Raw genomic sequence first — 20,646 nt, 5'->3', positions numbered from 1 at the left:
CAATGATGAAACCAAAGATAGATATTATTGGACTAGGTGCAGGAGATCTTGACCAATTGTCCATAGGGATATACAAAAAGTTACAAGATACAAAAAAACCAGTCTTTATTCGAACTTTAGATCACCCTTTAGTTGCTGATTTAGAAAAAGAAGGAGTTACCTTTAAAAGCTTTGATGCTATATATGAGTCACATCAACAATTTGGAGATGTATATGTGCAGATAGCAGCTGAATTAAGCCAGAGTGCTAAAGATGACGGAGAGATTATATACGCGGTTCCAGGACACCCGATGCTTGCAGAGCAAACCGTTCAGTTATTACTGGAAAATGACGAACTCGACGTTTCTATTTTGGGCGGACAAAGCTTTTTAGATGATTTATTTCGCGTACTTCGCATTGACCCGATCGATGGATTTCAATTTGTCGATGCCACTTCCTTTAACCGAAATGGATTAAATTATCAGCAGCATCTTATTTTTTGTCAGGTATATGATAGCTTTATCGCTTCGGAGGTGAAGCTCAGTCTGCTAGAAGATTTACCACCTGAGCATCCTGTGACCGTTGTCTGCGCGGTCGGAAGTGAAAAGGAAAGTATAGAGACCATTCCTTTAGTTGAATTAGATCATTATTCGAAGGTAAGTAATTTAACAAGTGTATATGTTCCTCCAGTTCAAGAAGAGCAATTAAATCATCAATTTTTCCGTTTGAAAGAAGTCATTTCAGTGTTAAGAGGTCCGAATGGCTGTCCATGGGATAAAAAACAAACCCATGCTTCTTTAAAAAAATATCTCATTGAAGAGGCGTATGAATTGCTTGAGGCTATTGACTTAGAGGACGATGAGAAAATCATTGAAGAACTCGGTGATGTGCTATTACAAGTCATGCTGCATAGTCAAATTGGAGAAGATGCAGGATTTTTCACGGTCGATGACGTAATTAATACAGTAACAGAAAAAATGATTCGAAGGCATCCACATGTTTTTGGAGATGTAAAAGCAGAAGATGAAGATACGGTAATGAAAAATTGGCAAGCGATAAAACAAGAGGAAAAGCCTGAGACGAATACTTCTGTGATGCAGGATATTCCATTAGACAGTCCAGCGTTACTACTTGCTGAAGCGATCCAAAAGAGAGCCAAGAAAGTCGGCTTTGATTGGGACGAAGTAGAAGGAGTTTGGGATAAGATTGCAGAAGAATTAGCAGAAGTAAAAGAAGCAGCGATACAAGGTGATCATGCTGAAATGGAAGCGGAATTAGGAGATGTTCTGTTTGCGATTGTTAACCTGACAAGCTATTATAAGGTAAATCCAGAAATTGCGCTTACACGCACAAATCAAAAGTTTCTCAGACGATTTAAATACCTCGAAAACAGGGTTGCAGAAAGTGATCGTTCTTTTGAAGAGTATAAGCTTGAGGAATTAGACGTGTGGTGGGAAGAAGCGAAAGAAGAAGAATAAGAAGCAGATTGAAAGGAAGTGAAAAATATGCGTTTAGATAAATTCTTAAAAGTTTCCCGTTTAATAAAAAGGCGTACATTAGCAAAAGAAGTTGCTGATCAAGGCCGGATTACGATAAATGGCAATGTTGCAAAAGCATCTTCCGTTGTAGCAGTTGGGGATGAATTAAAAATTCAATTTGGTCAAAAATTATTAACGATTGAAGTAAAAGTTTTAAAGGATGTCGTGAAGAAGGATGAAGCAACCATGCTTTATGATGTGAAAAAAGAAGAAGCGGCTAAATTATAAGAGCCTTTACCTGAAAGAATCGATTATTTCTTATTACCTGACGTTCTAGACTTGTCCCTCCCTTCATATAATGAGAATGGATAAAGGGAGGGATTAAGAATGAATTATATCGATAAAAATACAATGACAACGCCACAGGAAGACCATCACATTAAAATGATGAACCGCAGACTCCTTGAGATTGATGGTGTCAAAGAAGTAGATAGCTTTGATAGTGAAGAATTCTTACTTCACACGGTTATGGGCTATCTCATCATCCGAGGAGAGAATTTACAAATGAAAAATCTTAATGTGGACCAAGGGAATGTATCGATTAAAGGTAAAATTTATGAGGTTTCTTATGTGGATCAAACCCATGGAGACAAAGCTAAAGGAATCCTTAGCAAGCTTTTTAAATGAGTTTATCCGTTCAGTTTCTCACGCTTAGCTATATGATTGCTAGTGGAATTTACTTAGGGATAGCGTATACTACTTTTAAGCGGTTAACCTCTTTTTCTCACTCCACAAGGGTTACGCAATTCTTCTTGGAATTGACTTTTTGGACAGGGCAAATGTTTCTTATTTATTTTCTGCTCGTAAATATCAATCAAGGGGTATTGCGTTTTTACCTTTTTCTCGCATGTTTTTGCGGTTTTTCAATGTATAAGGCCTTATTCGAAGGTAGGTATACACAATTTTTAGAATCATGCATTAAAGTGATAAAGGTAATTTTACGCTATAGCTATTTAGGGATGAAGCGTTTCATCTTTCAACCGCTGATTTTCATCTTAAGTATTCCTTATCTCGTTATTTTAGCTATAGTAAAGCTTGTTTTTCGCATTTTTAAGTGGATTGGAAGGTTCTTTTTTATCCTTTTCAGGCCGCTTCTAAAGCTTTTTCCTGAAAATATCTATAAATACTTACTGTCATTTGTGAAAATATGTAGTAAAATAGGGTTACGACGCTTTTGGTTAGGGAAAAAGGATAAGAAATAAAGGAGGTTGCTAAAAGTAATGGATAGAAGAAGTAAAGTCGCACGTATACATGAATCATATATTGAACAACATGATGCACAAGAAGCAAGACAACGTAAAAAGAAAAAGAGACTATACAGGCGATTGGCTTTCTTTGCAGTGGTGGTCGTCCTTACTTTTAGTGTAATGCTCACCTTTCATCTAAACCAACGTGCCGCGTATAGTGAGAAGCAAGAGCAGTATGAGCAATTATCGGAAGAATTATCTTCCCTAGAAAATGAAGAGAAAAAATTAAATGAAGAAATTGAACTCTTAAATGATGAGGAATATTTACTTCAAATCGCAAAAACGAATTATTTCTTCACCGATGAGGGAGAAATTGTGTTTAAGTTGCCAGAAGAAGAGCCATCTTATTGACACAATTTTTATTGCTTATATATAATAATAATGTAATCTATCTTTTTTAATATTCTAAGGAGGAGCAATTTTTTTATGTCAATCGAAGTAGGCAGCAAGTTGCAGGGTAAGGTAACAGGTATCACTAATTTCGGGGCTTTCGTGGAATTGCCAGAGGGTAAAACTGGTTTAGTCCATATTAGTGAGGTTGCCGATAATTATGTGAAAGACATTAATGAACATTTAACAGTAGGAGACGAAGTAACTGTTAAAGTAATTAATGTTGGGGACGACGGGAAAATCGGATTATCGATTAAAAAAGCAAAAGATAAGCCACCGGTAACCAGACGTCCTAGTCAAAGCGGTCCTAAAAACAACAACCGCGAACGAGGCGAATCATTCGAACAAAAAATGAATCGTTTCTTAAAAGATTCCGAGGATCGTTTAGCTTCTTTGAAAAAACACACTGAATCTAAGCGCGGAGGAAAAGGAGCGAGAAAAGGTTAAAAACTTGCTGTCTATCCGAGAGAGCTACTAAAAAAGCGACATTGTTCGTTCATAAATAAAAGAAAAAACTGTATCTAGATCGCTTGGCGATCAAGGGGATACAGTTTTTTAGTGTAGTAAAAGAATGGATTATTACAAAAAAAGCAGGCTTTATCTCATAATTATGAGATAAAGCCTGCTTTTTTTTATGAATAGCGGCGGAGGGGATCGAACCCCCGACCTTACGGGTATGAACCGTACGCTCTCGCCAGCTGAGCTACACCGCCAAAAGAAGTCACAAGTGATATATTACAACACGATTTTTATTCTGTCAATAAAGAATAAAGAGAGCTATTCTTGCGCTAATCGATAGAAAGCTCTCATTTTTAGCGGTATTCTTTTTAAAATGAGCTTATTCCCTTTTTGTGAGTAAAAAAAAAGAAGAGACTACTTATGTAGAAACTCCCTTTATCCTATAGAAATAAGTCGAACACTTTTTTTACTTAACCTTCTTGTTTTGACAAATATTGAAAATAACATGTGCTTTAATGATGAATACAGAAGGAGTGGTAAAAATGAATACAGTAACAGAAAACAAACCAAAAGTACTTGGATTATCTCGAAAAGAAATAGGACAAACATGGTATCAAAAAGCAAAAAGAAAGACGTATGTATTAATGTTTGAAAAGGGATGGCTGATTGCTATTTTAGGTTTTTTACTAGGTCGTGCTGTTATGCTTTCCTTATTATCCCCTTTTTCAATCGCATTTATGGGAGCAGTATGGTTTATGCGCAGGGAACAATCGCTAAAGATGGTGTGCTTCATTTTGCTTGGATCTTTAACGGTTTCTTTTCATCAATTTACGTATGTGTTTTTTTCATTTGTATGTTTCTTAATTGCATCTTCTCTTTTAAAGATTCGTGAACATAAAGAAAGAAGTTTATTACTTGCTGTTGGGCTTTCGAGCTTTCTTGCGCGCATTTTCCTTTATTCCTTAGAAGCCCCTCTCGCATACATAGATTGGACACTCGCAATTGTAGAAGCGGTACTAGCGATTGTGTTGTTACTTATTTTTATGCAAAGCATTCCTTTATTATCACCAAAAAGATATAAACCTGCACTACGACATGAGGAAATTATATGTATGATCATTTTAATCGCATCAGTTTTAACTGGATTTTTAGGTTTATCGATATATGGCGCACAAATGGAACAAATTTTATCGCGGTATCTTGTTTTAATTCTTGCTCTAGTGGGCGGAGCTACTATTGGTTCCACTGTAGGAGTAGTTGCAGGATTGATACTAAGTCTTGCAAATGTAGCGAACCTTTTTCAAATAAGCCTTCTTGCTTTTAGTGGGTTACTTGGCGGGTTATTAAAAGAGGGAAAAAAGGTAGCGGTTGGTATTGGCTTGTTAATTGGAACCCTATTAATGAGTATGTATACAGAAGCACAAAGCTTTGTTTGGAGTTCGCTCATAGAGTCCTGCTTGGCGGTTGGCTTGTTTTTCTTAACCCCATACTCAGCTATTTCCGCTATAGCAAGGTATATTCCAGGAACCACTGCCCACCAGCTAGAGCAAGAAAAATACTTAAAAAAGGTACGGCAAGTAACAGCGCATAAGGTAACGCAATTTTCAGATGTTTTTCATGCATTATCTAGAAGCTTTCAAAAGCGACCGGATTCTCCCCTAGAAGATAAAGTAGTAGAAACGGATGATTATTTAAGCAAGGTGACAGAAAAAACCTGTCAATCTTGCTTTAAGAAAAATTATTGCTGGGCAAGACATTTTGACGAAACTTACGACTTATTTATCGATGTTAAAAACGATTTAGAAGAGGACCAAAAGATCAGCAAGGGAGTAGAGGTCCAATTTCAAAAGCATTGTGTCAAATCGGAAAAGGTAACAGAAGTCATGCAGCAGGAATTATCCGATTTAAAAGCAAATCAAAAGCTGAAGAAACAGGTAGAAGAAAGCAGAAGATTTGTTGCCAATCAATTGGCAGGAGTATCTGAGGTAATGGGTACGTTTGCTGAGGAAATTATGAAGGAGAGGAAGAATCACGAAAGGCAAGAGCTTGAAATTGTTGCCGCATTAAAGCATGTGGGGATTGATATAGAAAAATTAGATATCTACCGATTAGAAAAAGGAAATGTGGATATTGAAATGTATATCAGGTTCAAGGATTACCGGGGAGAAGGGGCTAAAATTATCGCCCCGATTCTATCAGATATTTTAAAAGAAACGATCATTATGGATAAAGCCGATATTTCACCTCTTTCTAGCGCGGAGCAGTTTTTTTCCTTTCAATCAGCAAAGCAATACGTACTTACTACAGGTGCAGCTCATGCAGCTAAAGGTGGTAGCTTCATTTCAGGGGATAGTTTTAAAACACTAGAATTAAGTGCTGGGAAATATGCACTCGCAATAAGCGATGGCATGGGGAACGGAGAAAGAGCCCATGAAGAAAGCACAGAGGCGCTTAGACTGCTTCAGCAAATATTGCAGACAGGGCTTAATGAACAGGTTGCGATCCAATCCATTAATTCGATTTTAGCCCTGCGTTCAGAAGAGGAGGTTTACGCAACGTTAGATCTCGCGATGGTTGATTTACATCATGCGACTGTAAAGTTTTTAAAAATTGGTTCAAGTCCTAGCTTTATTAAACGCCCCAAAGAAGTGATAAAAATTGAATCAAGTAATCTTCCAATTGGTATAGTAGAAGAATTTGAAGTCGAAGTGGTCGATTCTCAGTTAAAAGATGGAGATATCTTAGTGATGATGAGCGATGGTATTTTTGAAGGTCCAAAGAATATTGAAAATGTCGACAGGTGGATAAAAAGAAAACTGGGTGAGATCGAAACCAATGATCCCCAAATGATAGCTGATTTATTATTAGAAGAGGTTATACGGACACAAGGCGGAGAAATTGAAGATGATATGACAGTACTTGTAAGTAGAATCGAACGATTTCAAGCAGAATGGGCACCGATTAGAACCAGCTACATACTAGATGAAGTTTCCGTGTGAGGGTAAGTATAATTTGAGAAAATTTTGCCAACAATGAAACTAGTAGACTTGCCAAAAGCAGGAAAGGAGAATTTGATGCAAAAGGGTACACTCAAACAAATCTTACTAATCACGGATGGATGCTCCAATAAAGGAGAAGATCCAGCAGCTGTTGCAGCATTTATTGCAGAACAATCTATTGCTGTTAATGTTATTGGAATTTTAGAAGAAGGTGCTGTGGATGCAAAAGGTTTATCAGAAATAGAAGAAATTGCAGCTAGTGGTCAAGGTGAATCTCAAATTGTTTATTCGCATCATCTTTCACAAACCGTTCAATCTGTTACGAAGAAATCAATGACCAAAACACTACAAGGGGTCGTGAACCAGGAATTAAAACAAATTTTAGGGGAAGAAAAAACATTAGAAGATCTACCTCCAGAAGAACGTGGTGAAATCATGGAAGTTGTGAATGATATGGAGGAGACCTGTGATGTAGAGGTATTGGTTCTTGTAGACTCTAGTGCAAGCATGACGCACAAATTGCCAACCGTTCAAGAAGCATTAATAGATTTATCAGTAAGCATGAATGCCAGAATTGGTCGAAATCGCTTTGCTATCTATCATTTCCCGGGAAAAAGAAAGGTGATTCAAAAATTAATTGATTGGACCGGGGAGCTAAAATCTGTTTCTCAGATATTCCCTAAGCTTGCTGGTGGTGGAATAACACCGACTGGTCCAGCCTTGAAGGAAGCGTTAAAAGCCTTTAGTGAACCGAAGAAGAGAAGGAGCATGAGGTGGAATGACTACGAAGATGTGGAAGAAATCGGCTTTTAAACTCGATATCGGTCAAGTAGTCGTCGGTAAATGGCACAAAAATGTGTACCAAGTACAAAAAAAGCTAGGAGAAGGTGCCATTGGTGCTGTTTATCTTTGCTCTTCAAAAGGACGATTAGTCGCTCTAAAAGGGAGTGATCAAACGGCTTCTATTATGTCTGAGGTGAATCGTTTAAAAGCACTCAAGCGGGGTCAAGGTCATAGCCTTGGCCCTGCTTTTATCGATGTGGATGATCTAGAAGATTCTCGTGGAGTATGCTACAGCTTCTATGCGATGGAATATATTGATGGTATCAGCTTGGACAATTTTATAAGAATTAGAGGGTTCGATTGGCTGGACCCTTTTATCCATCAATTTTCTAACCAATTATCACATCTGCACCAAGCGGGCTGGGTTCTGGGTGATATTAAAATAGAGAATATACTCGTAACAAAAAAGCCTCATAGGCTTAGATGGATTGATGTAGGCGGGATGACGGAAATAGGGAGATCTATGAAAGAATACAGTGAGTTTTATGACCGAGCTTATTGGCATTTAGGCTCAAGAAGAGCAGAGCCTAGCTATGATATCTTTGCCTTTGCGATGGTAATCATACGCTTATACTATCCGAAAGGATTTGAGCGGAGTGATCACCCGAAAAAGAAGTTGCTAGAGAAAATTAATCAAGCACCGGTCCCAGAGTATAGAAAGCAATTGTTAAAACACATGGTTCAAGGAGATTTTAAACAAATGGGCGAAGTAAAAGATATGATTCTAAATCTTCCGACTCAGCAGACAAGGAGATCGCAATCTAGCAGAACAAACGCAAAAAGGAAAAACAGCACTTATTCTAAAGATATACAGCCGCACTACCCCTGGCTTGAAGTAAGTAGTATAGTTGGTTGGCTCCTAATAACGAGCTATCTCAATCTCACATTTTAATATGGATATGTTAAAATAGTAGAGATGGAGGGGTGCATATTGCTAAGTGTAAAAGACACGGTACTTACATTCATTAAAAAAAATCAATTACTACACCCAGGGGCAACTGTCTTAGTCGGAGTTTCTGGTGGTGCAGATTCGATGGCATTAATTTATTTTTTAAATAGCATAAAAGCACACTTTAAACTTCATCTTATTGTAGTCAGTGTGGATCACAGCTTGAGAGGGAAAGAATCCGAGGCTGATGTGTTGTTTGTTAAGAATTATTGTGAAGAAAGACAAATTACCTTTGAAGCAGAAAAAGTAAATGTGTTGGAAAAAAAGAAACAAGAAAAAATGGGGACACAGCTTGCAGCTAGAGAATTACGGTATCATATTTTTGCAAATCTTATGAAAAAACATCAGGCTGATTATGTAGCACTTGCGCACCATGCTGACGATCAAGCGGAAACGATGCTGATGCGTTTTGTAAGAAACGCTACCCCGAATGCTTTAACTGGTATTCAACCTAAAAGAAATTTTGAAGACGGACGGTTAATTCGCCCATTTTTACCTTTGAGAAAGACGGATATCCTTACTTTTTGTAAAGAACATGAGATTCCTTTTAGAGAAGATCCATCAAATCAATCAACAGATTACACGAGAAATTATTATCGATTAAAGATTCTTCCATTATTAGAAGAACAAAATCCTTTATTTTCGAGTCATATGAATCAACTAAGTAAACGAATGAGAGAAGAGCAGGACTACCTTAGAGAGCAGACAGAAGCAATGCTTAAAGAAATCGTTACTTTTTCAGAAAATAAAAAGTTCGTTCATTTTAAAATAGATGCCTTTAAAGCGTATCCCATTACTTTACAAAGGCGTGCGTTTCATCTAATATTAAGTTATCTGTACCAAGCACTTCCGATTGGTCTATCCGCAATACATGAGGATAATTTTTTAAGCTTTTTACATACCGAGCGAGCTAATGCAAGTATTGAATTGCCAAGAGGCTTGTTTGTTAAGAAGGTGTATGATCAAATATCTCTATCTTTCACTTCTTATCAAGCATTCAACCAAAGTACGCTACGACACAGCTTAGAAGTACCCGGAGAAGTGTGCCTGCCAAATGGAGCAACGATTACTGCTTCCATTACCCCACACAGAAAACAGCAAAATGAATCTACCTACGAGTATACTTGTCCGATCTATTCCGATTCTTTCTTTCCCTTATTGATTCGTGGTCGACAAAACGGCGATCGAATACGTGTGCGAGGATTACTCGGCCATAAGAAAATCAAAGATATTTTCATCAATGAGAAGATTCCAAAAGATTTGCGTGACGCGTGGCCCGTGGTAGAGACCATGGATGGTCAAATAATATGGGTGGTAGGTTTAAAAAAGGGAGAAGCAATTCAGGAACAAAAAAATAGTCCAAAAGGCTATTTAAAATTGGTGTATCGACATGCAGACAACTAGGAGGGACAAGCATGCAGAATGAAATTAAGGAAGTATTAATTTCAAAAGAGCAAATTGACCAAAAGTGCCAAGAGATCGGGAAGCAATTAACAGAAGAATACGATAATAAATTTCCCTTGGCGATAGGAGTATTAAAAGGAGCACTACCATTTATGTCGGATGTATGTCGTCATATTGAGACACATATTGAAATGGATTTTATGGACGTCTCCAGCTATGGAAATGAAATGCGCTCAAGTGGAGAAGTTAAAATTGTAAAGGACTTAAACACACAAGTAGAAGGAAGAGATCTTTTAATTATCGAAGACATTATTGATAGTGGATTAACATTACGTTATCTTGTGGATCTTTTTAAATACCGGAAGGCGCGTTCCATTAAAATTGTTACCCTGTTAGATAAACCGGCAGGAAGAACCGCAGATATCAAAGCAGATCTAGTTGGTTTTGAAGTGCCAAATGAATTTGTAGTTGGTTATGGGTTAGATTATCAGGAAAAATATCGTAACTTACCTTATATTGGCATTCTAAAGCCAGAAGTATATGGTGGGTAATCGTTACAAATAGATAAGTTTAAATAGGAATGGTTCACGTAAAAAATACATATCTTAAAAATAGTTGCAATTAGTTGTAATGTAGTATTTTTATATGGTACTATTTACTATAGTTTTCTCGTTTTGGGAGGAGGTAGGCAATGAATCGAATTATACGTAATGTGATCCTATATTTTCTAATATTTTTAGTGGTAATTGGGATTGTATCAGTATTTAATGGTCAAAATAACCAGGCCGAAGAATTCAAGGTAAGTGAATTTACGCAAGCTTTAGAAAATGGCGAAATCGCAGAAATGGTAATGCGCCCGTCTAATGGGGTTATCCGTATTACTGGTGAATTAACCTCTGGTGAGGATGCAACATTCGTCACGAATATCCTTGATAATCCGACTCTTGTGACAGAAGTAGAAGAGTTAGCCAGTGAGCAAGGAATATTAGATGTGCAAGAAGAAGAGCAACCAAGTGGATGGGTCACTTTCTTAACGACCATGATTCCATTTGTGATCATATTTATCCTATTTTTCTTCTTACTTAACCAAGCGCAAGGCGGCGGAAGTCGTGTGATGAACTTTGGGAAAAGTAAGGCGAAAATGTACAGTGAGGACAAGAAAAAGGTTCGTTTTAATGACGTTGCCGGTGCTGATGAAGAAAAGCAAGAACTTGTAGAGGTAGTAGATTTCTTAAAAGACCCTCGCAAATTCACAGCAATTGGCGCTAAAATTCCAAAGGGTGTTCTTTTAGTAGGACCTCCAGGTACAGGTAAAACGTTACTTGCTAGAGCAGTTGCCGGAGAAGCTGGCGTACCATTCTTCTCTATCAGTGGTTCTGACTTTGTGGAAATGTTTGTTGGGGTCGGTGCTTCTCGTGTGCGTGACTTGTTTGAAAATGCTAAGAAAAATGCACCGTGTATCATTTTCATTGATGAAATTGATGCAGTAGGTAGACAACGTGGTGCTGGTGTTGGTGGCGGTCACGATGAACGTGAACAAACCTTAAACCAACTACTTGTTGAAATGGACGGTTTTGGTGAAAATGAAGGAATTATCATTATAGCTGCAACAAACAGACCAGATATTTTAGATCCAGCGTTACTACGTCCGGGACGTTTTGACCGTCAAATTACAGTAGATCGACCAGACTTAAGAGGTCGTGAGGATGTTCTTAAAGTACACGCTCGTGATAAACCAATGGCTGAAGACGTAGAGCTGAAAACAATTGCAATGCGTACACCTGGTTTTTCTGGTGCAGACCTTGAAAACTTATTAAATGAAGCGGCGTTAGTAGCTGCCCGTACTGATAAGACGAAGATTGACATGGAAGATGTCGATGAGGCGATTGACCGTGTTATTGCAGGTCCAGCCAAGAAAAGTAGGGTTATTTCTAAGAAGGAACGCAACATTGTTGCTTATCATGAGAGTGGACACACGATTATTGGAATGGTTCTAGATGATGCCGATATGGTACATAAAGTGACCATCGTCCCTCGTGGGCAAGCTGGTGGTTATGCTGTGATGCTTCCAAGAGAAGATCGTTACTTTATGACAAAACCAGAATTGCTAGATAAAATTACAGGCCTATTGGGTGGACGTGTAGCTGAAGAAGTTATTTTTGGTGAAGTAAGTACAGGTGCACATAATGACTTCCAGCGTGCTACAGGTATTGCGCGCAAGATGGTTTCTGAGTATGGTATGAGTGATAAGATTGGTCCAATCCAATTTGGTAGCTCAGGTGGCCAAGTATTCTTGGGTCGCGACATGCAGAATGAACAAAACTATAGTGAAGCTATTGCTTATGAGATTGATCAAGAAATGCAAAATTTCGTAAATCAATGTTATGAGAGAGCGAAACAGATTTTAACAGATAATCAGGATAAGCTTGAGTTAATAGCGAAAACGTTACTTGAAGTTGAAACGCTCGATGCAGCTCAAATCAAATCGTTGTTTGAAAAAGGTAAATTGCCAGATCCAGTTGTTTCAGAACAAAATGGTGAAGCAAAAGCAACCGAAAGTAAAACAGATGATTCAAATGAAAGTAATGAAGATGAGCAAGAAGTTAAAGTTAACATTCAGTCCAAAACGGATGATGAAACTTCTGAGTCATCTGAAGAAGATAAAGATAAAAAAGAATAAGTTTAAATCTAAGCGACTTCCTTTTTGGGAGTCGCTTTTCTCATACTATAGGAAAGCATAAAAATTACCGTACTATCGTTTAGTGTGCTTTGCTTAAAAATAAGAAGAAATCTAGGTCGTTATTTTTAACGATGAATCAGTTGAAGGTAGTAACAATTTAGCCCCATCACTCTGAGCCTGTAGCAACAACAATTTGGTGTGTTCAAACTTGCAACAAGATATCCTAGACATATACAATGGTGTACGAGATATTAAAAATTCAAAAGTGAGGAATTATCATGATTTTTGTATTAGATGTAGGAAATACTAATACTGTTTTAGGTGTGTTTGATCAGGGTAAACTAACGTATCAATGGAGAATGCAAACAGATAAAAATAAAACAGAAGATGAATATGCAATGTTCGTAAAATCGCTTATGGAACACGTTGGGATTAGCTTTTCAGATATCACAGGTATTATAGTGTCATCCGTCGTTCCTCCCATACTTTTTGCTTTGGAACGGATGTCAGAAAAATATTTTTATCAAAAACCGATGATTATAGGTCAAGAAAAAATAAATCCAGCTCTCAAAATGAAGTACCCTAATCCAAAGGAAATAGGCGCAGATCGTATTGTCAACGCCGTTGGTGTGGTGAAAGAATATGGCTCACCTGCTATTATCATTGATTTTGGTACAGCTACGACATACTGTTATGTCAATGATGAAGAAGAATATGTTGGTGGAATTATAGCGCCAGGGATTAACATTTCATTAGACGCTTTATATGCAAATGCAGCTAAGCTGCCTAAAATTGAGATTAAAAATCCTGGTAGTGTGCTTGGAAACTCAACAGTCAGCGCAATGCAATCAGGGGTATATTTTGGTTATGTTGGTCAAGTGGATGAGTTAGTAAGAAGAATCAAGGAAGAAAAGGGAGGAAATCCAAAAGTAATTGCTACTGGAGGACTTGCAAATATGATTGCAAAGGATTCTACAACGATTGAACACGTCGATCCTTACTTAACCTTGAAGGGCTTATATGAAATTTATCTATTAAACGAAAATCAATTTAGGAAAGGCTTGAATATAAATGAGTGACTATTTAATAAAGGCAACAGGATTTAACAATAATGTTCGTGCTTATGCCATACAAACAACAGATACAATTGAAGAAGCAAGACGTAGACAAGATACTTGGGCAACAGCGTCTGCAGCACTTGGAAGAACGATGACAATCACCACCATGATGGGCGCTATGCTAAAAGGCGAGGACAAGCTTACAGTGAAATTAGAAGGCGATGGCCCTATGGGTGCTATTGTTGCAGATAGTAATGCTAAAGGTCAGGTTAGAGGCTACACGGTAAACCCTCATGTGGATTTTGAATTAAATGATAAAGGGAAGTTAGATGTAGCGCGTGCAGTAGGTACATCAGGTACACTAAGTATCGTGAAGGATCTCGGATTAAAAAATAATTTCACAGGGCAAGTGCCCATTGTTTCGGGTGAGGTTAGTGAAGATTTCACCTATTATTTTGCAACATCTGAACAAGTACCTTCAGCTGTAGGTGCAGGAGTATTAGTGAATCCAGATCATAGTATTTTAGCGGCAGGAGGATTTATTCTGCAAATGCTACCAAATGCAGATGACGATATCATTGATAGAATTGAACAACGTCTAAAAGACATGCCCGCCATTTCGAGTTTGATCAGAGATGGGAAGTCGCCGGAGGATATTTTAGAAGTTCTCTTAGGAGAAGGTAATCTAAAAATTCATGAAAAGCTTCCCGTTTCCTTTCATTGCAATTGTTCGAAGGAACGAGTAGGAACGGCAATTCAGGGGATGGGTAATGAAGAAATAGATAATATGATTAAAGAAGATCATGGCGCAGAAGCATCCTGTCATTTCTGTAATGAAATGTATACCTTTAACATCGACGAGCTAAAAGCATTAAAATCTTAAAGAGAGAGGAAACTTTCGATGCCGCGCAAGTATTTATGGGGAGTAATACTACTGCTATTAATTGTTAATATTTTTACGATCATGATGTGCGTAAATGAAAAAGATCAAGTCGAAGTACAAAATATTTCAGGTACTAAGAATGGGGTAAATGAAAAAGAACCTGTTGCAGAAATTGATGGCGATGAAATAGAGTATAAAACTTGGGTCAATGAATTGTTAAACGAACACGGAAAGCAAACGCTACGCGAGATGATTAATCATGAAGTAGTTTTTCAATTAGCAGAGGAAAATAATATCGAGGTAGAAGATAAAACGATTAATCGAGAAATTGCACGATTGATGACACTAGAAGATGTGTTGACTAAGGAAGAGCGAGAAGAGAAACGAGAAAAATGGGAAGAAGAAATTAGGTATCGTTTCTATCTTGAACAGCTTCTAACTGAAGATATTGAGGTAAGTGATGCGGAGCTAGAAGATTATTTCGCAGAGTATGAGCGTCAGTATAACTTCACAGAGATGTTTCAGTTATCTCATATTGTAGTTAATTCTGAATCCCAAGCGCAGCTTGCTTTAGAAGCGCTAGAGGAAGGTGCTTCTTTTCAAGAAGTTTCACGAGAATATTCTACGGATGAGGATACAAGAGATTCAGGAGGCTACCTAGGATTTTACACCGATACATCAAGCTTCTTATCAGATGAATACTTCGTCCAAGTAAAGGAATTGAAGGAAGAGACGTATAGTGATCCTTTTTCGGTTGGAAATAGTCAAGTAATTGTTTATTTACATCAAAACTTACCAGAAATCACCTTTACATTCGAAGAAGCATATGAAGAAGTAAGACGTGATGTTGCCCTAGATAAATTAGAACAAAATGTAGACCCATCGCTACTTTGGGAGCAATATGAAATTGATTGGATTTATGAAGATTAGTGTATGAAGTTGATCACTTGACAGAAAATGGTGTTTAGCGTAAATTGTAGTTAAAACCAATAAATTTACTCGGAATTAGGAGGAACGTCAAATGAAAGTTGCTCAATCAATGACAGAATTAATTGGAAATACGCCGATCGTGAAATTAAATCGTACAGCAGATCCAGAGGGTGCAGAAATTTACTTAAAATTAGAATTTATGAATCCTGGAAGCTCTGTAAAGGATCGTATCGCTTTAGCTATGATAGAAGCGGCCGAGGAAGAAGGTCACTTAAAAAAAGGTGACACGATAATTGAACCAACAAGCGGAAATACGGGAATCGGTTTAGCGTTAGTAGCAGCTGTAAAGGGCTATAAAGCAGTGCTTGTTATGCCGGATACAATGAGTACTGAGAGAAGAAACTTATTAAAAGCATATGGTGCAGAATTAGTATTAACACCAGGTGCAGAAGGAATGAAAGGTGCTATTGCAAAAGCGGGTGAATTACAAGAAAAGCACGGTTATTTCATGCCCCAGCAATTCAATAATGTAGCTAACCCAGCAGTCCATGCGCGTACAACTGGTAAAGAAATTGTAGAGCAAATGGGAGATCAACTAGATGCATTTGTTTCTGGTATTGGAACTGGTGGAACAATTACTGGAGCTGGAAAAGTATTGAAAAAACATTTTGATAACATCCATATCGTTGCAGTAGAACCAGAAGATTCCGCTATTTTATCTGGTGGAAAGCCAGGACCACACAAAATTCAAGGTATTGGAGCAGGCTTTGTTCCAGAAGTATTGAATACAGAAGTATATGATGAGGTTATTACTGTTAGCAATGATCAAGCATATGAAACTGCAAGAGAAGCTGCACGTAAAGATGGCTTGCTTGGAGGCGTATCTTCAGGTGCTGCGATTTATGCTGCAAAACAGGTTGCAAAAAAATTAGGTAAAGGTAAAAAAGTTCTAGCGGTCATACCAAGTAATGGCGAGCGTTATTTATCTACACCATTATATAATTTCGAAGATTAATATATGCATTTATACCTCTTCATAAAGAGGTCTGCGGCCATCTCTAGTAGATGGTCGTTTTTTCTGTGAAATTTTCTGAAATCTTTTCCTACAAGTGGAATTTATGTTATAATCCAAAGTTATGAAGACATAATTGACCTAAGGTCGATTTTTTTATACGTTAAGAAAGAAATTTTCACGCGAAGCTCTAATCTGCGTAGTGAAAATTTAATATGCCAAGTATAAGTAAATTGAAGGCTTTCGCCATAAAGACTTAGCGATAAGCCGAGTCTTTCTGATAGAGGACGGATAAAATGCATAAAGCTTTAAAGACAAATAAGAAAAACTTTTATTACAATAAAGAGACGCTAGTAATGGGTATTCTAAATGTTACTCCTGACTCCTTTTCTGATGGAGGGTCCTACCTCGAATTAGAAAATGCAATTTCCCAAGGTTTAAAAATGGAAGCAGAAGGTGCTCATATTATTGATGTAGGCGGAGAATCGACGAGGCCTGGTCATATTAAAATATCTGAAAAAGAAGAAATTGCTCGTATTACTCCAATAATAAGTGCTCTTTCTAATAAATTAACCATTCCAATCTCTATTGATACGTATAAATCAAATGTAGCCCAAGCGGCATTGGAGGCGGGTGCTTCGATTATAAATGATGTATGGGGAGCGAAATATGATCCGCGGATCGCTGAAGTAGCTGCTCATTTTAATGCACCAATCATTTTAATGCACAATCGAAGTAATCAAGATTATATCGATCTTATTCCAGATATGCTGGAAGATTTGAAGGAAAGTATCAGAATTGCAAAAGAAAAAGGTGTTTCAGACGAGCAGATTATCTTAGATCCTGGTGTAGGATTTGCAAAATCCTATGAAGGGAATTTAGAAGTCATACGAAACTTAGAGCATTTCTCTACGTTAGGTTATCCTGTTTTACTTGGAACCAGTAGGAAATCTTTTATTGGACATGCTGTAGACCTGCCTGTCACCCAAAGAGACGAAGCAACTGGTGCAACTAGTTGCTACGGTGTCAGTAAAGGAGTAAATATTGTTCGCGTACATAATGTGGAAATGAATGTCCGCTTAGTAAGAATGATGGATATTATACTCGGTAAAGGAGGCCATGAAAATGGATAAAATACATCTGAATCAAATGGCTTTTTACGGGTATCATGGGCTATTTAAAGAAGAGAAAAAGCTAGGTCAACGTTTCTTAGTAGACCTCACTTTGTTTTTAGATTTGAAAAAGGCAGGAAAGTCCGATGCTATGGAGGATTCTGTTGATTATGGAGTAGTTTATCAAAAGGTGAAAGAAGTAGTGGAAGGACAATCAAGGAATTTAGTAGAATCTGTTGCTGAAGAGGTTGCGTCAAATCTTCTTAATACATTAGATAAATTAGATGCTTGTCTTGTGAAAGTTTATAAACCAGATCCCCCAATTCCAGGTCATTATCAATCAGTGGCAGTTGAGATCTATAGGGAGCGAGAATAATGAGAGCATATCTTGCGTTAGGGTCTAACATCGAATCACGACAGGAATATTTAGTAAGAGCAATTCATGCATTAGAAGCAGTAGAATATGTAACGATAAAACAATTATCATCTGTTTTTGAAACTGAGCCTGTTGGTAAAGTGGATCAAGGGAAATTTTTAAATATGGTGATAGAGGTTGCAACAACCTTAACACCAGAGCAACTTTTAAAATTATGTCAGCAGGTAGAAAAAAGCTTAGGAAGAAAAAGGGAAGTGAAATGGGGACCGCGAACTATTGATCTCGATATTCTTTTTTATGAAAAGGAAAAAATCGACACGGCCACTTTAACCCTCCCGCATCCTGGGATAAGTGACCGGGCATTTGTATTAATACCGCTAGTTGAAATTATAGAAGATCATGATATAACACTTGAAGATCAAACACTTTCACAATTATTAGAAAGATTGCCTGAGGAAGATAAAGAAGGGGTCATAAAATGGGGAACAATATATGGGGGAAACGTATAAAAGCCTACCGAAAATTAAAAGGTTATACACAAGTGGGATTCGCGAAGGAAGTTGGATTATCTGTTTCAATACTCGGCGAACTAGAGCGCGGGAATCGCGTTCCTACATTAGAATTATTGCAAAAAATTGCAAAGACGCTTGATGTGTCTTTAGATGAATTGGACCCGCATCAAGAAAGTTAAAGTATGTCTGTTGTAAGCTAGTCGCCTTTTGAAATTAGGAGGTGAGCGTGTAGCTATTATGAAAATGCATAAGCACGCAGCATGGTATTACCCGGTAACGGAGAAATTCGTATTAGCGTTGACAGGAGACGTTTGCTTTCATATACTTACCGTGAATTGGATACTGCCAAGGCTTAACTGGCAGTATTTATTACAATCTAGGAAAGTATAAAACTTATCGGGCTATAGTATAAGAAAATTTAGGTATTAAATGAAACATTGAAAATAGATAAATATAAAAAATGATGGAGTGATGAACGTGAGTGAAGAAATAAATGATCATATGCGAGTTCGGTTAGATAAGCTTGATAGTTACAAAGAAAAAGGGATTGATCCTTTTGGTGATAAGTTTGTTCGCACGCATTTATCAGATGAACTAATAGCAGCTTATGATCAATTTTCAAAAGAAGAGTTAGAAGAAAAAGAAATTGAAGTTACCATTGCGGGAAGAATTATGACAAAACGAGGAAAAGGAAAAGCCGGTTTTTCCCATATTCAAGACTTAAGTGGCCAGATTCAATTATATGTTAGAAAAGATAAAATTGGTGATGAGGCGTACGAGATTTTTAATACAGCAGATTTAGGCGATATTGTTGGTGTCACGGGAGTAATGTTTAAAACAAAGGTAGGGGAACTATCTGTAAAGGCAAGTTCTTTCCAACTATTAACAAAATCCCTTCGTCCATTACCGGAAAAATTCCATGGCTTAAAAGATGTAGAGCAACGCTATCGCCAACGTTACTTAGATTTAATCACAAATCCGACAAGTAAAGAAACATTTATAACTCGAAGTAAAATTATTCAATCCATGCGACGTTATCTAGATGGTCAAGGTTTCTTAGAAGTGGAAACACCAATGATGCATGGAATAGCTGGCGGGGCATCTGCTCGTCCGTTCATCACACATCACAACGCACTAGATGTACAATTATATATGCGTATTGCAATTGAGCTTCATTTAAAGCGACTGATAGTTGGTGGACTAGAAAAAGTATATGAAATTGGTCGTGTATTTAGAAACGAAGGTGTCTCAACTAGACATAATCCAGAATTTACGATGATTGAATTATATGAAGCTTATGCCGATTATCACGATATTATGGAACTTGTAGAAAATTTAGTAGCACATATTGCAGAAGAAGTAACTGGATCTACGACGGTGCAATATGGTGAAAACGAGATCGATCTAAAACCTCGTTGGACAAGACTTCATATGGTCGATGCTATTAAAGAACATACTGGAGTTGATTTTTGGAAAGAAATGACCAAAGAAGAAGCAGTAACACTTGCCAAAGAAAATGGTATTCAAATAGAAGATTCCATGACATATGGTCATATTGTGAATGAATTCTTTGAACAAAGAGTAGAAGAAAAATTAATGCAACCTACATTTGTATATGGACATCCTGTGGAGATATCTCCACTAGCTAAGAAAAATGCGGAAGATGAAAGATTTACGGATCGTTTTGAATTGTTCATTGTAGGAAGAGAACACGCGAATGCCTTCTCTGAACTGAACGATCCAATTGATCAACGCGAACGCTTCGAGGCGCAGGTTAAAGAAAAAGAACAAGGAAATGATGAAGCTCATGAAATGGATGAAGATTTCTTGGAAGCTTTAGAATATGGAATGCCACCTACGGGAGGTTTAGGCATAGGTATAGATCGTTTGGTCATGCTTTTAACTAATTCTCCATCAATTCGTGATGTGTTGCTATTCCCACAAATGCGAAATAAGTAAATTAGCTTTTGATTTAAAGGGTCCTTCCGCTTATGGAAAAGGACCCTTTTCTTTCCTGTTAACTATTCTTTGTTTTATCATTGCTATTGCGATAACTATATGTTATATTTATTAAGTCGCCAAAAACAGCGCAATGTTATTTTAAATTAATTTTAAAAAAGTGTTGACGCGAATGGTTGATAAATGATATTATATATAAGCTGTCGTTTTGAGATAGCACTATTGATCTTTGAAAACTGAACAGAACAACCAGTATGTCAAGTAAGAAATTAAGCTAGTTAAGTTTAGAGCAATCGAGCTCACATATTATGGAGAG

The 20,646-nt window shown here is 37.4% G+C and carries 21 protein-coding genes and 1 tRNA gene; 21 read left to right on the top strand and 1 reads right to left on the bottom strand.

From position 1 onward, the window contains the following. Positions 1 to 5 precede the first annotated feature (5 nt). The 6 genes from yabN to DFR57_RS16665 all read left to right on the top strand — a co-directional run bounded on the left by yabN (position 6) and on the right by DFR57_RS16665 (position 3,601). Positions 6 to 1,457, top strand: coding sequence for a bifunctional methyltransferase/pyrophosphohydrolase YabN (gene yabN / locus DFR57_RS16690; protein ID WP_114354391.1), 1,452 nt, complete (start codon positions 6 to 8; stop codon positions 1,455 to 1,457). Between the two features lie 27 nt (positions 1,458 to 1,484). Continuing rightward, positions 1,485 to 1,745: an RNA-binding S4 domain-containing protein gene (locus DFR57_RS16685; RefSeq protein ID WP_114354357.1), complete on the top strand. Its 261-nt coding sequence runs from the start codon at positions 1,485 to 1,487 to the stop codon at positions 1,743 to 1,745. A gap of 99 nt (positions 1,746 to 1,844) precedes the next feature. Beyond that, positions 1,845 to 2,144, top strand: coding sequence for a sporulation protein YabP (yabP, locus tag DFR57_RS16680; protein ID WP_114354356.1), 300 nt, complete (start codon positions 1,845 to 1,847; stop codon positions 2,142 to 2,144). Continuing rightward, complete coding sequence (gene yabQ / locus DFR57_RS18695; RefSeq protein WP_114354355.1) at positions 2,141 to 2,719, top strand: spore cortex biosynthesis protein YabQ; 579 nt, start codon at positions 2,141 to 2,143, stop codon at positions 2,717 to 2,719. Before yabP ends, yabQ begins: the two co-directional genes overlap by 4 nt. 18 nt (positions 2,720 to 2,737) lie before the next feature. Next, complete coding sequence (locus tag DFR57_RS16670) at positions 2,738 to 3,115, top strand: septum formation initiator family protein (protein ID WP_114354354.1); 378 nt, start codon at positions 2,738 to 2,740, stop codon at positions 3,113 to 3,115. Between the two features lie 75 nt (positions 3,116 to 3,190). Next, positions 3,191 to 3,601, top strand: coding sequence for a S1 domain-containing RNA-binding protein (locus tag DFR57_RS16665; RefSeq protein WP_114354353.1), 411 nt, complete (start codon positions 3,191 to 3,193; stop codon positions 3,599 to 3,601). A 192-nt stretch (positions 3,602 to 3,793) separates the two neighbouring features. Here the strand turns inward: DFR57_RS16665 and DFR57_RS16660 are convergent. After that, positions 3,794 to 3,867, bottom strand: a tRNA-Met gene (locus DFR57_RS16660). 288 nt (positions 3,868 to 4,155) lie between these two features. Between DFR57_RS16660 and spoIIE the strand changes: the two genes are divergently transcribed. The 15 genes from spoIIE (at position 4,156) to lysS (ending at position 20,330) form a co-directional block, all read left to right on the top strand. Next, positions 4,156 to 6,612: a stage II sporulation protein E gene (gene spoIIE / locus DFR57_RS16655; protein ID WP_114354352.1), complete on the top strand. Its 2,457-nt coding sequence runs from the start codon at positions 4,156 to 4,158 to the stop codon at positions 6,610 to 6,612. A 75-nt stretch (positions 6,613 to 6,687) separates the two neighbouring features. Beyond that, positions 6,688 to 7,425: a vWA domain-containing protein gene (locus DFR57_RS16650; RefSeq protein WP_114354351.1), complete on the top strand. Its 738-nt coding sequence runs from the start codon at positions 6,688 to 6,690 to the stop codon at positions 7,423 to 7,425. Continuing rightward, positions 7,391 to 8,347, top strand: coding sequence for a protein kinase domain-containing protein (locus DFR57_RS16645; RefSeq protein WP_114354350.1), 957 nt, complete (start codon positions 7,391 to 7,393; stop codon positions 8,345 to 8,347). Before DFR57_RS16650 ends, DFR57_RS16645 begins: the two co-directional genes overlap by 35 nt. A 39-nt stretch (positions 8,348 to 8,386) precedes the next feature. After that, complete coding sequence (gene tilS / locus DFR57_RS16640; RefSeq protein WP_170133022.1) at positions 8,387 to 9,808, top strand: tRNA lysidine(34) synthetase TilS; 1,422 nt, start codon at positions 8,387 to 8,389, stop codon at positions 9,806 to 9,808. A gap of 11 nt (positions 9,809 to 9,819) precedes the next feature. Then, positions 9,820 to 10,359, top strand: coding sequence for a hypoxanthine phosphoribosyltransferase (gene hpt / locus DFR57_RS16635; protein WP_114354348.1), 540 nt, complete (start codon positions 9,820 to 9,822; stop codon positions 10,357 to 10,359). A 140-nt stretch (positions 10,360 to 10,499) separates the two neighbouring features. After that, positions 10,500 to 12,488 carry an ATP-dependent zinc metalloprotease FtsH gene (gene ftsH, locus DFR57_RS16630; protein ID WP_114354347.1) on the top strand — a complete coding sequence of 663 codons (1,989 nt, stop codon included), beginning with the start codon at positions 10,500 to 10,502 and terminating at the stop codon, positions 12,486 to 12,488. A 278-nt stretch (positions 12,489 to 12,766) separates the two neighbouring features. After that, complete coding sequence (locus DFR57_RS16625) at positions 12,767 to 13,567, top strand: type III pantothenate kinase (protein WP_114354346.1); 801 nt, start codon at positions 12,767 to 12,769, stop codon at positions 13,565 to 13,567. After that, positions 13,560 to 14,429, top strand: a complete 870-nt coding sequence (hslO, locus tag DFR57_RS16620) for an Hsp33 family molecular chaperone HslO (protein ID WP_114354345.1) — start codon at positions 13,560 to 13,562, stop codon at positions 14,427 to 14,429. Before DFR57_RS16625 ends, hslO begins: the two co-directional genes overlap by 8 nt. Before the next feature lie 18 nt (positions 14,430 to 14,447). Beyond that, a complete protein-coding gene (locus DFR57_RS16615; protein ID WP_114354344.1) occupies positions 14,448 to 15,359 on the top strand; it encodes a peptidyl-prolyl cis-trans isomerase in 912 nt (303 codons plus the stop codon). 91 nt (positions 15,360 to 15,450) lie between these two features. After that, positions 15,451 to 16,374 (top strand): cysteine synthase A, encoded by a 924-nt coding sequence (gene cysK / locus DFR57_RS16610; protein ID WP_114354343.1) that lies wholly within the window; start codon positions 15,451 to 15,453, stop codon positions 16,372 to 16,374. Between the two features lie 293 nt (positions 16,375 to 16,667). Further along, complete coding sequence (folP, locus tag DFR57_RS16605; RefSeq protein WP_114354342.1) at positions 16,668 to 17,504, top strand: dihydropteroate synthase; 837 nt, start codon at positions 16,668 to 16,670, stop codon at positions 17,502 to 17,504. After that, positions 17,497 to 17,859 carry a dihydroneopterin aldolase gene (gene folB / locus DFR57_RS16600; RefSeq protein WP_114354341.1) on the top strand — a complete coding sequence of 121 codons (363 nt, stop codon included), beginning with the start codon at positions 17,497 to 17,499 and terminating at the stop codon, positions 17,857 to 17,859. The genes folP and folB overlap by 8 nt, the downstream gene beginning before the upstream one ends. Continuing rightward, on the top strand, positions 17,859 to 18,368 hold the full coding sequence (gene folK / locus DFR57_RS16595) for a 2-amino-4-hydroxy-6-hydroxymethyldihydropteridine diphosphokinase (protein WP_114354340.1): 510 nt from the start codon (positions 17,859 to 17,861) through the stop codon (positions 18,366 to 18,368). The genes folB and folK overlap by 1 nt, the downstream gene beginning before the upstream one ends. Continuing rightward, a complete protein-coding gene (locus DFR57_RS16590) occupies positions 18,338 to 18,550 on the top strand; it encodes a helix-turn-helix domain-containing protein (protein ID WP_114354339.1) in 213 nt (70 codons plus the stop codon). Before folK ends, DFR57_RS16590 begins: the two co-directional genes overlap by 31 nt. Before the next feature lie 298 nt (positions 18,551 to 18,848). Then, entirely contained in the window at positions 18,849 to 20,330 is a 1,482-nt protein-coding gene (gene lysS / locus DFR57_RS16585; RefSeq protein WP_114354338.1) for a lysine--tRNA ligase, read from the top strand. Positions 20,331 to 20,646 lie beyond the last annotated feature (316 nt).

The organism is Saliterribacillus persicus, from assembly GCF_003337485.1.
GTDB classification, from domain to species: Bacteria; Bacillota; Bacilli; order Bacillales; family Amphibacillaceae; genus Saliterribacillus; species Saliterribacillus persicus.
This window is presented reverse-complemented; position numbering and strand designations above follow the sequence as displayed.